Annotated in this window: 17 protein-coding genes and 1 pseudogene; 5 read left to right on the top strand and 13 right to left on the bottom strand. The window is 61.8% G+C overall.

The window, feature by feature from the left end; translation table 11 throughout:
* Positions 1–19 precede the first annotated feature (19 nt).
* Positions 20–1,066, top strand: a complete 1,047-nt coding sequence (locus tag AC1DNK_RS24820) for a substrate-binding domain-containing protein (protein ID WP_477943812.1) — start codon at positions 20–22, stop codon at positions 1,064–1,066.
* A gap of 75 nt (positions 1,067–1,141) precedes the next feature.
* Positions 1,142–2,350, top strand: a complete 1,209-nt coding sequence (locus tag AC1DNK_RS24815) for an acyl-CoA dehydrogenase family protein (RefSeq protein ID WP_477943811.1) — start codon at positions 1,142–1,144, stop codon at positions 2,348–2,350.
* Positions 2,351–2,412: 62 nt separating this feature from the next.
* Here AC1DNK_RS24815 and AC1DNK_RS24810 read toward each other — a convergent pair whose 3' ends face one another.
* From AC1DNK_RS24810 to AC1DNK_RS24795, 4 genes and pseudogenes are all read right to left on the bottom strand, one after another.
* Positions 2,413–3,627, bottom strand: a complete 1,215-nt coding sequence (locus AC1DNK_RS24810) for an SfnB family sulfur acquisition oxidoreductase (protein WP_477943810.1) — start codon at positions 3,625–3,627, stop codon at positions 2,413–2,415.
* Between the two features lie 342 nt (positions 3,628–3,969).
* Positions 3,970–4,799: pseudogene (gene cysE / locus AC1DNK_RS24805) on the bottom strand (serine O-acetyltransferase).
* 199 nt (positions 4,800–4,998) lie between these two features.
* The gene (locus AC1DNK_RS24800; RefSeq protein ID WP_442209547.1) at positions 4,999–5,307 is read right to left on the bottom strand and encodes a BA14K family protein; all 309 of its coding nucleotides are present in this window, start codon (positions 5,305–5,307) and stop codon (positions 4,999–5,001) included.
* Positions 5,308–5,404: 97 nt separating this feature from the next.
* On the bottom strand, positions 5,405–6,019 hold the full coding sequence (locus tag AC1DNK_RS24795) for an HAD-IA family hydrolase (RefSeq protein WP_477943853.1): 615 nt from the start codon (positions 6,017–6,019) through the stop codon (positions 5,405–5,407).
* Between the two features lie 271 nt (positions 6,020–6,290).
* Between AC1DNK_RS24795 and AC1DNK_RS24790 the strand changes: the two genes are divergently transcribed.
* Together AC1DNK_RS24790 and AC1DNK_RS24785 are read left to right on the top strand one after the other, a co-directional pair.
* Positions 6,291–6,503 (top strand): hypothetical protein, encoded by a 213-nt coding sequence (locus AC1DNK_RS24790; protein ID WP_112390004.1) that lies wholly within the window; start codon positions 6,291–6,293, stop codon positions 6,501–6,503.
* Entirely contained in the window at positions 6,493–6,843 is a 351-nt protein-coding gene (locus AC1DNK_RS24785) for a hypothetical protein (protein WP_477943809.1), read from the top strand. The genes AC1DNK_RS24790 and AC1DNK_RS24785 overlap by 11 nt, the downstream gene beginning before the upstream one ends.
* A 25-nt stretch (positions 6,844–6,868) precedes the next feature.
* On the opposite strand, the gene AC1DNK_RS24780 is transcribed toward AC1DNK_RS24785, so the two are convergent.
* From AC1DNK_RS24780 to AC1DNK_RS24765, 4 genes are all read right to left on the bottom strand, one after another.
* Positions 6,869–7,138 (bottom strand): hypothetical protein, encoded by a 270-nt coding sequence (locus AC1DNK_RS24780; RefSeq protein ID WP_112390002.1) that lies wholly within the window; start codon positions 7,136–7,138, stop codon positions 6,869–6,871.
* Between the two features lie 197 nt (positions 7,139–7,335).
* On the bottom strand, positions 7,336–7,512 hold the full coding sequence (locus AC1DNK_RS24775) for a hypothetical protein (RefSeq protein WP_477943808.1): 177 nt from the start codon (positions 7,510–7,512) through the stop codon (positions 7,336–7,338).
* Between the two features lie 122 nt (positions 7,513–7,634).
* Complete coding sequence (locus AC1DNK_RS24770; protein WP_477943852.1) at positions 7,635–8,585, bottom strand: hypothetical protein; 951 nt, start codon at positions 8,583–8,585, stop codon at positions 7,635–7,637.
* Positions 8,586–8,719: 134 nt separating this feature from the next.
* Positions 8,720–9,379, bottom strand: coding sequence for a DUF1007 family protein (locus tag AC1DNK_RS24765; protein ID WP_477943807.1), 660 nt, complete (start codon positions 9,377–9,379; stop codon positions 8,720–8,722).
* Between the two features lie 178 nt (positions 9,380–9,557).
* Here AC1DNK_RS24765 and AC1DNK_RS24760 point away from each other — a divergent pair, with 178 nt between their 5' ends.
* Positions 9,558–9,770: a hypothetical protein gene (locus tag AC1DNK_RS24760; RefSeq protein ID WP_477943806.1), complete on the top strand. Its 213-nt coding sequence runs from the start codon at positions 9,558–9,560 to the stop codon at positions 9,768–9,770.
* A gap of 21 nt (positions 9,771–9,791) precedes the next feature.
* Here AC1DNK_RS24760 and AC1DNK_RS24755 read toward each other — a convergent pair whose 3' ends face one another.
* From AC1DNK_RS24755 to bioB, 5 genes are read right to left on the bottom strand one after another with little or no spacing between them, the layout of a single operon-like run.
* Positions 9,792–10,781 carry a beta-ketoacyl-ACP synthase III gene (locus AC1DNK_RS24755; protein ID WP_477943805.1) on the bottom strand — a complete coding sequence of 330 codons (990 nt, stop codon included), beginning with the start codon at positions 10,779–10,781 and terminating at the stop codon, positions 9,792–9,794.
* Positions 10,778–12,049 (bottom strand): adenosylmethionine--8-amino-7-oxononanoate transaminase, encoded by a 1,272-nt coding sequence (locus AC1DNK_RS24750; protein WP_477943804.1) that lies wholly within the window; start codon positions 12,047–12,049, stop codon positions 10,778–10,780. Before AC1DNK_RS24750 ends, AC1DNK_RS24755 begins: the two co-directional genes overlap by 4 nt.
* Entirely contained in the window at positions 12,046–12,684 is a 639-nt protein-coding gene (gene bioD, locus AC1DNK_RS24745) for a dethiobiotin synthase (protein WP_477943803.1), read from the bottom strand. Before bioD ends, AC1DNK_RS24750 begins: the two co-directional genes overlap by 4 nt.
* Positions 12,681–13,826 carry an 8-amino-7-oxononanoate synthase gene (locus AC1DNK_RS24740; RefSeq protein ID WP_477943802.1) on the bottom strand — a complete coding sequence of 382 codons (1,146 nt, stop codon included), beginning with the start codon at positions 13,824–13,826 and terminating at the stop codon, positions 12,681–12,683. Before AC1DNK_RS24740 ends, bioD begins: the two co-directional genes overlap by 4 nt.
* Positions 13,823–14,824, bottom strand: coding sequence for a biotin synthase BioB (gene bioB, locus AC1DNK_RS24735; RefSeq protein WP_477943801.1), 1,002 nt, complete (start codon positions 14,822–14,824; stop codon positions 13,823–13,825). The genes AC1DNK_RS24740 and bioB overlap by 4 nt, the downstream gene beginning before the upstream one ends.
* Positions 14,825–15,010 lie beyond the last annotated feature (186 nt).

Raw genomic sequence — 15,010 nt, 5'->3', positions numbered from 1 at the left:
GATCACAAGGACAGCGACGATGAAATCTCTTGCACGGCTTGCTTTTTCTGCAGCCGCCCTCTCCGCATCTCTCTCCGCCGCCGCCTTTGCCGGTGGCCTGAGCGGCGCCCCGGCTCCCTTCGACAAGGGCGGGGTCAAGGTGGCGCTGATCAGCTACATCTCCGCTGGCGATTTCTTCCAGGCCTATCAGGCCGGTGCCGAGGCTCAGGCGAAGGCACTCGATATCGATCTCCGCGTCTTCCCGGGGCGCCAGGACGCGGCCCAGCAGCGCGAGCAAATCCTGCAGGCGATCAATCTCGGCGTGGCCGGTATCGTCGTCGATCACGGCCTGCCGGAATCGCTGAGCGACGTCGTCCAGCAGGCAGTGGACAAGGGGATCAAGGTCGTTGCCTTCGACGTCAACCTCAACAATCCAAAGATCCCGCAGGTCGAGCAAAGCGACCATGAGCTTGCCCAACTTGCCCTGAAACAGGCAGTCAAGGACAACGGCACCAGCTTCAAGGCGGGCTATGTCTACGTCGCGGGCTTCGCGCCTCTCGACCGCCGCAACGAGGTCTGGGAAAAGTTCAAGGCCGAGAATTTAGGCGTCACCGAGAAGGCCCGCTTCGGCAATGTCAGCGACACCACGGCGACCTCGACGGCCGACCAGGCAAAGGCGGCGCTGACCGCCAATCCCGACATCAATGTCGTCTTCGCACCCTATGACGAGTTCGCCCGCGGCGTGAAGCTTGCGGCCGGTGACCTCGGTATCTCCGGCAAGCTGAAGATCTATTCGGCCGACGTTTCGACCGCCGACATCCAGGAGATCACCGAAGAGGGCAGCCCGTGGGTCGCAACGGTCGCGACCAATCCGGCCGTCGTCGGTGCCGTATCGGTTCGCGCAGCAGCCCTGCAGATCGCCGGGCAGGACGTTCCCCACCAGATCACCGTCAAGCCTGTGCTCCTGACGCAGGAGGGCCTGCGCGCCGCCGGTGTCAAGACGATCGAGGACCTCGCCCAGAAGATCCCGGAATTCAGCGCCAGCGATGCGGTGACCGCGAACTGGATCCCGGCAAAGCTTTTCTAGGCTGACATTCTCGATCTCCCGGCGGGGACCACGAGGCCCCGCCGGCTCCAATTTCATAGAACCGGAGTTTTCATCATGAGCCAGTCCAATGTCGTCTTTGCGGCCAATCGCAGCACGACGCGCGAGGACCTTTTTACCCGTGCGGAGGAGATCTCGGCTGATCTTTCCGCCCGCGCAGGCGAACTTGACCGCGATGGCCGTCCGCCGATCGGCGAGATCGTCAAGCTGAAGAACGCCGGCCTCCTAAACGCACTCCACGATATCAAGATCGGCGGAGGCGGGCTCGATTGGGTGGATGGTCTGCGGCTGGTGCGTATCCTCGCGCGCGGCGAAAGCTCCATCGGCCAGCTGCTCGGCTACCACTACGTCAACAGCCAATATATCAACTGGGCATTCGACGAGCCCCGCGCGCAGGCACTGAGTTCCGAGACGGTGGCAAAGAGCCTCTATTGGGGAGCAGCGGTCAATCCGCGCGATCCGGGCCTCGTGCTGACGCGGCGCGGCAACGGCTATGTGCTGAACGGTCGCAAGTCCTTCTCCACGGCAGCGCACGTGTCAGACTATATCAATGCCAATGCCGCGCTTGATGACAAGATTGCCGGTTTTGCAGTGCCGACAAGCCGGCCGGGATACAAGGCGAATGATGACTGGGACAATTTCGGCCAGCGTCTTTCCGACAGCGGCAGCGTCGAGTTTCATGATTTCCCCGTCTATGAGGACGATTTCGTCGCCGCACCCGCGCCGGCAGATGAGGCTCCGCCGGTGCTCTCGACCTTCAACACGCCGCTGATCCAGCTGGTCTTCGTCAATTTCTATCTGGGAACGGCAGAGGGCGCGCTGAACGCTGCCGTCGACTATGTCCGCACGACGACCCGCCCCTGGGTGACGTCGAATGCGGCCCGCGCTGCCGACGATCCCTATATTCTTGAAAGGGTCGGCGAGCTCACAGCGGCGGTCAAGGCATCGGCAGCACTTGCCGATGTCGCAGCCGCGGTGGTGCAGGAGGGGCTGGCGAAGGGGCATGCGGTGACGGCGCGCGAGCGCGGCGAAGCTGCCGCCGAAGCCTATGCCGCCAAGGTGCATGCGACCCATGTGTCGCTGGATGTCACCTCGCGGGTCTTCGAGCTGATGGGCGCCCGCGCGACGGCGGAAAAATACCGTTTCGACCGCTTCTGGCGCAATGTGCGCACGCACACGTTGCACGACCCGGTGTTCTACAAGGCCAAGGAAGTCGGAGACTTCGTGCTGAACGGCCGAATACCCGACGTCAGCCTCTATAGCTGAGGTCATTGTTGCGAAAACAAGAAACCCCTTCGCGGCTGTGCGGAGGGGTTTCGTTTTATTCGTCAGAGCGCGCCGTTCTTCCGTGGAATGACGCCGTTCAGATGGTAATTGCCGACGACGTGATATTTCCAGCGGACGGGGTCATGAAGCGTGTGGGTGCGGGCATTGCGCCAGTGCCGGTCGAGATTGAGTCCCGTCTTCACCGAACCCGTTCCCGCCAGTTCGAACAACGTCGCCGTCGCCTCAAGGGCGATCTCCGTGGTCAGCACTTTTGCCGCTGCGACAGCAAGGCTGGCCTCGACCACCTTCTCTTCACTTGTATCGGCCTGCGCGGCATCGACCTTGCGTCCGGCACGTTCGAGAAGCGCGCCAGCGGCTTCCAGTCTGATAGCGATCTGGCCGGCCTTAGCGATCGTCAGCGGGTCGTCGCTAGCGCGCTCGGCGCCGCTGTTCATCCACGGCCGCGCCTTGTGCGTGACGAAATAGACCATCTCCTTGAAGGCCGCCCGGGCGATGCCGAGATCGACGCCGGCGTGAATGATCTGCCCGACGGAACCGATGGTCGAGGGCCGCTCGAAACCGCGGTGATGCGACACCACCGCGGCGCGCTCGACGAAGACGTTGTTCAGGATCGTGGTGCCGCTGCCCGTGGTGCGCTGGCCGAACCCATCCCAGTCATCGACGATTTCGATACCCTCGGTTCCTTTGGGCAGAAAGGCCATCACCAGATGATCCTCCTCATCCAGTGCGAAAACGGTGATCCAGTCCGCAAAGATCACGCCGGTCGAATAGTATTTCGTGCCATTGATCCGGTAGCCGCTGCCATCACCGGTTATGCGGGTCTCATAATGTCCAACCGTCTTGGTGCCGCGTTCGGACAGCGCGTTGCCGAACCGGCGCCCGGCCAGGGCTTCGGCGAAGAAGGTTTTCTTCTGGTCTTCGCTGCCGTCGGTCCGCAGCGCCTCCAGAATGTAGAAATGGTTCTGGGGGATCTGGCCGAGCGAACCGTCCGCTTCCGAAATAATGGCGGTGATCTCAGCGAGGACTGCGTTGGAAATGCCAAGACCGCCGAAGTCTTTCGGCACGGTGATTGCCAGAAGACCGGAGGACGAAAGCCGGTCGAGCTCTTCGAAGGGTAAATTTCTTTCGGCATCCCGCTGCGATGCAGTTTGCGCGAAGCTCTCTGCAAGCTCACGGGCGATCCGGATGGCCTCGTCTTCCGTCGCTATGCGGTGCGCGGCAGGCCTTGCTGCAGGAGGTGAAAAAGGCGCGTTCATGGTCGCTTCCTGTGGAATAAGCCGTGGCACCGTGCGTGGTGGGCCGGGGTTGATTGTCCCGCGCATCTAGGCACCAAAGCGTAGGGCCTCACAACAATATAAATTCCATAAAAATTATGGAGAATAGAACTCCATTTCTCCACGGCAGCTTGGCTGCAGCATAGTCTCTATCGATTGCAGGCTGGCGCCGGTCGAGACAAGCCGGGTCGGCGGTGTTTTAGCCGGACGCTTTGGAGGCGATGACAGATATGATGGGCGCAAAGACGGAAAAGACGATCGTCCTGCTGCTCTGCGCCGGAACCGTTGCCTCGCTGTTTCTGGCCTTCGGCTAGGGAAGCGCTTTCAGATCACGTAATCCGGTTCGGAAAGGCTCTGGTCCATCGTGACGCCGGGCAGGCCGGAATGGGGCTTGCCGACCACCCGCGCCGGACGCCTGCAACGGATGTATAGGGGGCGACGGATGCGATGACGACGCTGCCAGCGCCAACCTTTGCGCCCATGCCGATCTCGATATTTCCGAGAATCTTGGCACCCGCGCCGATCAGGGCGCCCCTTCGGACTTTCGGATGCCGGTCGCCATCCTGCTTGCCGGTTCCGCCGAGCGTGACGTTCTGGAGAATGGAAACCTCATCTTCCACTACGGCGGTCTCGCCGATAACCAGCCCGCTGCCGTGGTCGAGCATGATGCTCTTGCCCATCTGTGCTGCCGGGTGAATATCGACGCCGAAAATCTCCGAAACCCGGCGCTGCAGATGCCTTGCCATATGCAAACGCTTCTCGTGCCACAGCCAGTGGGCGACGCGATGCGCCTGCAGGGCGGCGAAACCCTTGAAATACAGAAATGGCGTCAGGATCTCGGCGTTTGATGGATCGCGCTCGCGCACGGCGATCAGGTCGGCAACGGCTTGCTCAATGATATCCGGCTCCGAGACCAAGGCTTGCGCGACCGCGGCCAGGAGTTCGTGCTGATCCAGATCGTGATCGGCAAGTTTGTGAGCGATGCGGTTGGCAAGCGCCTCGGCAAAACTGGAATGGTAGAGGATCGCCGCATTCATTGGGCGTACAAGCGCCCGGTCCTTCGCCGCCGCGTCGGTTGCCTCCCGGCACAGCGCGCTCCAGATCTCGGCTCTTGCGAGCGACAAGGGCGCAAAATTCGAGAGCTCGTTCAACATGGCATGCGGACTTGCCATGCCTTTTCCTCCAGCCGGCCACTCAGGACTTCAGATTAGGGCCGCCGCGCCGGGGACAGAACGCATAGAGTTCGCGCATTGCAGACCAGGGGATAATTTTCCTCCCGGATTGGCGCTAAGCGCGCAAAAAACAATCCCGATATCGCCGCCTTGTCGACAGCGGGCGGTAGCGTCTTCACGCTTAACGCGGTGAACGGCACTCCGCCTGCCCACCCTTGCCAGTGGCGTAGGTGTTGTCGGTCGGATTGTAGGACGGGAATTTCTTGGCGCACCACTTGATGTGGGCAATCTCCGCAGGCGACAGAAGCCAGTTTTCAGCTGCCGCGGCCTTACCGGTTTCGGCGGAATAGGCGGCAACGGATGCGTTGGTTTCGGAATTGCCGGCGACGGCCGGGGGATCAATGCGGAAGGCAAACGCGGAGGATGCGCCGGACATCACAATCGCGGCGGTTACCGCGCATGCTGCCAGAGATTTCGCCACCGTAGACATTTGCCAACTCCAATCGTCGATCTGCACATCAACGGAGAGACCAGCGGTTTTGTTCCGGAAGTGCTGCTGGGCAGGCAAACGGGCTCGGGCAGGGATGTTACTTTTCGACGATCGCGATCTTGCCGTCTTCGGAGATCAGCGGGAACACGCCGGTATAATCCCTGATCGAGGGATGATCCGGAAACACCGCCTTGTGGCCGGCGGCGGTGATCACCATGACTTCGGCTCCGGCAGCCTCTCCAGCCTTCACCCCGGCTTCGACATCTTCGAACACGAGGCAGCTTTCCGGCAGCACGCCGAGCTTTCTGGCGCCAAGAAGATAGCATTGCGGATCGGGTTTTCCGGAGGTCACGTCATCGCCGGTCACGATCTGCTGTGGGACAGGCAGCCCGGCGGCTTCCAGCCTGCGGATCGCCAGCGCCTTCGTGGACGAGGTAACGATCGCCCAGCGTTGCGGCGGCAGCGCCGCCAGAAATTCAGCAGCGCCCGGAATGGCGACGATACCGTCCACATCCTCGATTTCGGCCTGTGTGATCTTTGCGGCCTCAACCTCGGGATTGACGCCCGGAAGATTCAATTGCCGGATCGTGTCGACGCCCCGCTTGCCGTGCATGGTCGGCAAGAATTCGACGGGATCCAGCCCGTGACGTTCGGCCCAGACACCCCAGACCCGTTCGGCGGCAGCCGTCGAGCTGAGGATGGTTCCGTCCATATCGAAGAGAAAACCGGAAAAGCGTCTTTTGCTGTCGAGAGGCACGTGCAGACCCTCCAGGATCGGTCTCGGGCGTTCCACCTTATCGCCCGCCGAAGGTGTATTGAACAGCGCAGGATTGGAGAATCTTCCGCTGCACCAGAGTGAACCAGCCGCATTGCGTATTTACGGCTGGTTCACCATGACCGCCGCATCTGCCTTCGCAGACCCCGAATGCCGGTTAAGTGTTTCCTGAAACTCGCTCCCGAGTCGCCTCAAGAATAGGAACGTGATGAGCTATCTGACATTCGACGTTCAATCGCTTCTGCGCGAGCTCGACCAGTTCGCGTCGGAGCTTTCGGGCCTTGCGAAATCGGTCGAAGTGACGGCCCTCGAACTCCGGTTCGCCATGCTGCGCGCGATGATCGAAGACTGCATGGGCATCAGTTCGTCAAACGACAATCTTGCCCGCGAAAGCCTGGATGGAGCCGGACATGCGAGCTGACACCGCGGTGCTCCGCACCTCGCTTGCGCGCATTCGCGCCGAAGCGCAGCAGATACAAGCCGCCGAACTGCCGGCGAAGACCACGGCTTTCATCGCCGAGCTGGAGCGCCTTGCCGTGTCATTGCCTGAGATGACCGATATCGCCAGGCGCAACGAGCTGGTCAGGATCGGGGAATTGGCGACGGCGCTTTCCACCTGGATCGGCGATCGCAATCCTGGTGCCTCTGCCGCCTTCGAAGAGGCGGCCCTTTCGCTGGGCATGATCCAGTCCAGCGAGAGCGAGTTGCTGGAAGCCATCGTCGGCGTGGCGCGATCGGCGCTCGCGCTTCTTCGCGGGTAAGGGATCCAAGGGTACGGCAGCGGGCTCAATGGCCGCCGCGGGATTCAGGATTGATGGTCAGGACGGTCGCTGCCAGTGCATCCCTGACGTTGTAGCCGATATCACCTTCGGCCTTGATGAGAACGTAAAACACCCGCACCGCCTTCAATTTGGCATCGACGGCATCCGTTTCGGCGTCGCTGACGAGTGTGACAATATGGGCCCTGTCGGTCTCGGCTGTGCCGAGAGCCTTGAGTTGGGGCAACACTTTCACCCAGTCCTGAAGTTCGGGAAGATAGACTAAAAAGCGATTCACAGTGTGCTCCTTCAATAAGGAGCAACGTCCTATCACTATGGCCCGTGACGCCAGCGTGACACCACCAAAGGTCTTCGCTGAGCGGCCGGATGGAGCCCGGCGGCTACCGGGGATATGCAAGCCGGGACCCAAAGACGCCCGGTTTGCCATTCATACGAATCGGTCGGCGATGTCCGGCGGTCTGCCGCGCTTCGGCGTCAGGCGGCCAGCGAATCCTCATCATCTGCCAGATAGTCCAGCAGATCGTAGAGTACCTCCGTCTCGTCCTCGGTCTCAGGACGTTTCGTCGGCGGAACGTTCTTGACGGGCGCCTTGGCCCGTTGCCGGAAGGTTGCCCGGGGAACCCGGACTGTATTTGCGCGTCTGTTTGCCATCTGCTGCCTCACGCGTAACAAGGAGGATCAAAAGCTTAAGGCCTCACTTAATCACCAAACGCTTGAATAGTCGCGTGACGCCGGCGTGACATGGGGATGCTGGAGACGGGCGGACGCCGCCATCAGTTCACGTTGCCTTCGCACATCGGCACGGGCCGCGCCGGCTGAGGGGGATGGTCCGCCTTGTACTGGGCGATGACCGGCTCGAGTTTTTCCTTTGGCCAGAATGCCGGCGTGCCGATCGCCTTGAGGCAGGATGCATTCCAGTAGGGGCCGTTCGGCGCCAGCGTGCGGCCACCGGCGACGGACTGCGCGACGGCTTTGATATCCTTGGATTCCGGGTAGATATAGAGCGTCGTCGGATTGCCATCGATCATCGAAAGCACCTTCGGCGCGTCCGATGGCGACCAGCTGGTGCAGCCGTCGCTCCGCCCGCCTGCATAGGTGACGAGCTTTCCGAGCGGAACATAGCCGGTGCTGTTCGCATAGGTGCTCTCAGGCTTCTTCTGCATGCAGATCCCCGAGACGAGGGCCGCCGCATGGCCGCCGATGGCGCGTTGCCTTGCATTGGCCGTCTCTCCGATGCCGTCGAACTGCACGAAGGAGCGGATGAAGGCGGCTTCGCGATCGGCACTCGTGCGGTAATAGCCCTTGAAGGAAGTCTTGATCTCGCTGGTCAGATAGGCGCCGCCGGCGGTCAGATTGGAATCGAGGGCGTTGCCAAAGTTTTTGGCGCATTCCCGGCCGTTGGAAAAGTTTGCCACGCCCTGGAGGTTGCGGCCACCGCCATGTCCTGCGGAAATGACGCGAAACGATCTGTCGGCCTCGCAGATCACATAAAACCGGCCATCCGACAGATCGCCCGGGTCATTCGGCCGGGTCGCGTCCATGGCGAAATAGCACTCGTTTCGAACCTTGCCTTCGGCGACTTTTGAGAGATAGAGGCGGCGTGCCCGCTCCAGCACTGGCAGGGCGATCTGGCCATTGGCCTCGCCGACATAGGTCATCAGCCAGTCCGGGATCGGCAGACGCCCGTCGGCCCCGGATGCCTGTACCGCCGCCGTGACCGACATGAACAGGCTCGCAAAGCCAAGGAGCAGGGATCTTTTAGGCACGGCGCATTCTCCCGGATAGTCTCTCGGCGCATTCGGCCGCCGAACGGTTTGATAGATCTGACCCACGCTCATCCATCAGGGTTGAAGAAGTCTTAACACCGCACTTCCAGTCTTGTCGCGACGATCTGAGAGTAGTCGCTGCCCATCGGATCGTTGAAGAACAGCGTGGTCAGCATTGCCTGGTTTTCGGCCAGAATCTGCTTTGAATCCGGCCGAACGACCTTTCGCGTGCAGCGGTTGAAACCGTCGCCGGATGTCTTCAGATCCGCGTCACTTCCGAAATCGAGCGCCGTGTAGAGCGACGGATCGTAAACGCCGAATACCATCAGGCCCTTCAGCGGTGTCCGTTCCGCGGGCTTCTGCGTGAACGACAGGATCAGCGATCCATCCTCATAGGCCGCGTGCATCACATCGGGCTCGGCGAGCTTGATGGCTTTGCCGTTGATGGTGATCTTGGTGTAATAGTCGTATTGCGCCAGTGACTTGCGCACCGTCTTTGCGACAGCCGTCAGTTCGGCAGGTTCAAGCTTCGAATTGCCGTTCTTGTCGAAATCCAGCAGCACAGAGGAAGAGAAGACCTCGTCGAAGCGCCAGGTGTCGCGCAATTCGCCGAGGCTGCCATCGGTGCCCGCTACTGCTTCGAACTTGGCATCGACGAAGATGTGTGGGTGGGCAAGCGCGCCCGTCGGCATCCCGCCCATGACAAGCAGGGTTGCAGCAGCAATTCGGCGTCGAAACGATCGGGAGCTCATAGGACGTGACTGCGCGGAGATTGTGCCCGATTTAAGTTGAACCGATCCCGATAACGGTCTGTTTTTTCTCGCCACGCTAACGGATGGCGGACACGGCTTCAGGAAACACTGTTCCATTGCCATGAGTCTTGGTAATGAGGCGCCCTATATCATTCAGCCGGCTCAATCAGGTGCTATCATGGACGAAAACAAATTCCTTTCACTGTGCAAGGGCGGAAAGTTCAAGGAAGCGCTGGCGCTGGCGATCGAAGGCGGCGAGAAGCAAAAATACACGCCCAGCCGCTTTTCCATGGACAAGAAGACCGGAAAGCCGATTTTCTATCGCGGTAACAAGCGCGTCGAGATGGATGATAACGGCGAGTGGCTGATCTCCAAGAACACGCAGGTTTGATGCGGGCCGCCGGAAGGCCGGTCACGTCGTAAGAACGACCGCCCCGCCAGCCAGACCCGCACCTGCCGCGGTCATCAGAAGGTTCTCTCCTGGCGCGAACGGCCGTCTGCTGTTCTCGACCGAGAGTGAAAGCGGTATGGTTGCAGCGGAAGAATTGCCATATTCGGCGATCGTGCTGACGGCCTTGCTTTCCTCGATCGCCAGATTGCGGCGGATGGCATCGGAAAGACGCGCATTCGCCTGATGCGGAATGAAGCGGTCGATGGCTGAGGCGGTCCCGACCGACTGGGCGACGGCTTGAAGCGACGTTCTTGTCATCAGATCGACGGCACGGGAGAAGACCTCGCGCCCGTCGCGCATCGACATCAGCACTTCGTCGCCCGGCGTCTGCCGCGTGAACGGTTTGGAGCTCCCGCCCGCCGGAATGCCGATCAGATCATAGCCGCTACCATCGGACGCCAGCGCGGCGGCCCTGAGGCCGCTTCTCCCATCGCTGCAGGGCGCGAGCACGACGGCTCCCGCGCCGTCGGCGAAAAGCACGGCGCTGGCGCGTTCGGCAGGATTGATCCGGCGGCTGAGAATGTTGGCAGCGACGACCAGCACCGGCCGCCCCTGGGCGCGCACGAAACCATCCGCCAGCGTCAGCGCATAAAGAAAGCCGGAACAGGCGCCGGCAAGGTCGATCGCACCGGAATTCTTGAGCCCGAGCTTGTGGGCCAGAAGCGGCGCAGACGGCGGCAACAGATGATCGGGCGTCGATGTCGCAAGCAGGGTGAGGGCCACATCGTCAGCTGCAAGACCGGAATTGCCGATCGCCATCCGGCCGGCTGCCGCGGAAAGGCCAGTCAGCGTGTCACCCTCGCTTGCCCAGTAGCGCGATCGGATGCCGGTGCGCCGTTCGATCCAGCCATCCTCCAGGCACAGCCGGTTTTCGATCTCCGCATTGTGGACAACGCGCGACGGGACGGCGTGGCCGAATCCTGCGAGCCTGGAGGAAAGAAGCGCCGTCACAACCCCACCTTTGCCAGCGCGAGCGAAGCCACCTCGTCGATGGCGTCATAGGCGGCAGCAAGGTCGGCCGCAGTCGTGCAATAGGGCGGCATCAGGTAGATGACATTGCCAAGCGGCCGCACGAGCAACCCGCGCTCGCGGAACAGCCGCCGCAGATGCGGGCCGGCCTCGGCAAGATAGCCGCCCACGGGGACCACCAGATCCAGGGCGGCGATCGTTCCGCATTGCCTGACGCCCGTAAATCGCGGGTCGTTTTCGAAGCGTTTCAGGTGGGCCGAATGCTGCGCGGCCAGCGCATCGATCCTTGCGTCGACAGGCTCGTCGCGCCAGATCTTCAGGTTGGCCACAGCCGCGGCACAGGCGATCGGGTTCGCCGTGTAGGAGCTCGAATGAAAGAAGGTCTTGCGCCGGTCTGAGGACAGATGCGCCTCGAAAATATCCGGCGTGCAGAGCGTTGCCGCCAGCGGCAGGGCCCCACCGGTCAGGCCTTTCGAGGTGCAGAGGATATCCGGGCTGACGCCTGCCTGCTCGCAGGCGACGCGGGTTCCAGTCCGGCCCCAGCCGGTCATCACCTCGTCGGCGATAAACAGCACGCCATACCGCCCGGCGATTTCCTTCAGAGAGGAGAGAACGCCGCTTGCATAGAATTTCATGCCGCCCGCGCCAAGCACTAGCGGCTCGATGAGAATGGCGGCGGTCCTTTCGGCGCGGCAGAAGCGTTCGAAAGCATCGAGCGTTTCCTGCTCGCGGCCGGCTTCGGGAAAAGGCAGGCGATCGACGCCGAAGAGCAGCGGTTCGAACGGGGCGTTGAAAACGCCGCGTTCTCCCGCCGACATCGTGCCGATCGTGTCGCCGTGATAGGCGTGTTCCATCACCACGATGCGGTCTCGCGCGATACCGCGATTGTGAAAGGTGCCAAGCGCCATCTTGATCGCGACTTCCACGGCGGTCGAGCCGCTGTCGGAATAGAAGACGTGCTGCAAACCGGGTGGAGCGAAGGCGAGCAAGCCTTCCGCCAGCGCTTCAGCTGGCTCGTGCGTGAATTCAGCAAAGATCACCTGGTCGTAGGCCTCCGTCGCCTCGCGGATCGCGGCCATGATGGCCGGGTGGCGATGGCCATGGGTGATGACCCACCAGGAAGAAATCGCATCCAGAATACGATTGCCATCCTCGTCGAAAAGATAGCTACCTTCTGTCTTTACGATGCGCTTCATCGCTGGTTCGAGGGCGTGCTGGGTGAACGGGTGCCAGACGGGAGAGGAGCTCATGCGTAGTTCTCCAGCATCACCCGCGTATTGAAATTCTCGTGAAATGCCTGGGCGAGGCTTTCACGCGTCAGATTGTCCAGCATCGGCAGCCGCCCGAGAATCTCGACCTGTCCGATGGTGGCGATCGTCGCCTGCGTGTCGGCGTTCTCGGGCCCGATGAAGGCGACGCCGCAAATCGGGATGGCGCGGCGGCGCAGCGCCTCGAGGGAGAGCAGTGTGTGATTGATGGTCCCAAGTGCGGTTCGTGCGCAGAGGATGACGGGAATGCGCCACTGCGCGAAGACCTCGGCAAAGACGGTGGTAGCCGCCAGCGGCACCAGCAAGCCGCCCGCGCCCTCGATGACCAGCGGCCCTTCGCTTTGCGGCGGTAGAAGCTTGCCTGTATCGATCTCAACCCCATCGAGGCGCGCGGAAAGATGCGGCGATAAGGGCGCTGTGAGACGATAGGCTTCAGGCAGGATATGGCCTGATGGCAGTCCGCTCAGTCGGGCGACGGTCTGGCTATCCGTCTCATCCTCAAGGCCGGACTGGACCGGTTTCCAGTAGCGGGCGCCGAGCGCACCGGCTAGACCTGCCGCAAAGACGGTCTTGCCAATGCCGGTATCCGTGCCGGAGACCACGAAACGCGGTGTCATCTATTGTTTTCCTCCATGACGGTGGCGAGGCCATCGATCATGCTGGCGATCTGGTCGCGGTCTGTATTGAGTGTGATCGACAGGCGCAGCCGCGCGGTGCCATCGCGTACCGTGGGCGGGCGAATGGCGCGGATGTCGAAACCATGATCCTGCAGGCAATCGGCAATTCGGACCGCCTGCGCATTGCCACGGATGATCACGGGCTGGATCTGCGATCCGCTCGGCTGGACGCCAAGCCGACTCTTCAGTTCGTCGCCGGCGAACGAAACCAGTTGCTGAAGGCTGATGCGCAGCTCCGGTTCATCCTCGACCATCCGCAGCGCCTCGCGCACGCCGGCCGCCATGAGCGGCGAGGGCGCCGTCGAATAAATGAAGGCGCGGGCGCGGTTGACGAGGTAGTCGGCAAGCGCCCGGGGAGCGGCAAGCAAAGCGCCGGAAACGCCGAGCGCCTTGCCGCAAGTATGAAGCGCCAGCACATTCTCCCGGCCCTCAAGCCCGGCCGCCAGCCCCCGTCCGCCTGGGCCGAGCACGCCGGTCGCGTGCGCCTCGTCGATGACAAGAAAGCCGTCGTGACGTTCGGCAATGTCAGCAAATGCCGCGAGCGGTGCGCGGTCGCCATCCATGGAGTAGAGGCTTTCGACGGCAACCCAGGGATGGCCCCGGCCACCCTGCTTGCGCCATTTCCCGATCGCGTCGTCGAAAGCATCGGCATCGTTGTGAGCGACGGCGGTCGAGGCCGCCTTGCTGGCTTCGATGCCTTCATGCGCGCTCGCATGGATCAGCGCATCATGGACGATCAGATCCTCACGCTTCGGAAGCGTCGAGAAAAGCGCGGAATTGGCGGCATAGCCGCTGCCAAAATAGAGCACGCGCTCCGCCCCGAAGAAGGCTGCTGCTTCGGTCTCCAGCGCCTCGTGTTCGGGATGATTGCCGCGCAGCAGCCGAGATCCCCCGGCGCCAACCGGAACGCCCCGCTCCATCGCCGCGGCGATAGCCGCCTTGAGACGTGGCGCACAGGCCAGAGCGAGAAAGTCGTTGGAGGTGAAATCGGCGCCGCGCTGCGGGGCCAGATGGCGCAGGCGTGTCTTTCGCTGCAGGCCATCCAGTGTCGCAATATAGCCGGCGAGTATCGCTGCGGTCACAGCGCCGGCTCCAGTTGCATTGGTGACAGGCCGAGGCGTCGGAAAAGCGCCGTGTCGTGGTCTTCGCCGGGATTATCCGTCGTCAGCAGCGTATCGCCGACGAAGATCGAGTTGGCGCCGGCGAAGAAACAGAGCGCCTGCATTTCGTCGCTCATTTCCGTCCGTCCAGCCGAGAGCCGCAGGTGGGATGTCGGCATCAGAATGCGCGCGAGCGCGATCGTCCGGATGAAATCGATCGGATCGACAGGGGTGGCATGTTCCAGCTTGGAGCCCGGGATGGCGATCAGCTGATTGATCGGAACGCTCTCCGGCGCCACCGGCAGGTTTGCGAGCGCCAGCAGCATGGAGATCCGGTCATCGACCGTTTCGCCCATCCCCAGGATGCCTCCAGCACAGACCTTGATGCCGGCAGCCCGCACAGTCTCCAGCGTATCGAGCCGGTCTTCGAAGCTCCGTGTGGTGATGATTTCGGAGTAGAAGCGCTCGGACGTATCGATGTTGTGATTGTAGTAGTCGAGGCCCGCTTCCGCGAGCCTGTCTGCCTGCGTGGCCGAGAGCATGCCGAGTGTCATGCAGCTTTCCATGCCAAGTGCCTTCACGCCCTCGACCATGGCGGTCAGTGCGTCCAGATCGCGATCCTTCGGGCTGCGCCAGGCGGCCCCCATGCAATAGCGAGTCGCCCCGGCATCCCTTGCCTTGCGCGCCTCTGCGAGAACGCGCTCGACTTCCATCAGCTTCGACGCCTTCAGCCCGGTCGGATTGTGCGCCGACTGACTGCAGTATCCGCAATCCTCCGCACATCCCCCCGTCTTGATCGAGAGGAGCCGGCTCATCTGCACGGCATTGGGATCGAAATTGGCGCGATGAACGGTTTGCGCCCGGAAGAGCAGATCATTGAAAGGTAAATTATAGATAATATTTGCGTCGTCTAACGTTTTGGTCGGTTTGCGCGGAGCGTGGCGTGCTTCAAAGTCGGTATTCCGAACGATTTCTGGCATTCTTCTCGCCTCAAGATTCAAATTATGGATAGAAAATATATTTTATCGATAATTTGGCAAGCCGTAATTCCGGAGTGTGATTTCTGGCCGGTTGAGACGGAAGCTTGCCCGCTGGCTTACTATCGTTAGCGCGGCTGCAGCCCCGCGGAACCCGAGTTGTTGCGGCGGCCGGTGGCACGCGTTAGT

The sequence above is a fragment of the Rhizobium sp. 01N424 genome (assembly GCF_056399485.1).
This window is presented reverse-complemented; position numbering and strand designations above follow the sequence as displayed.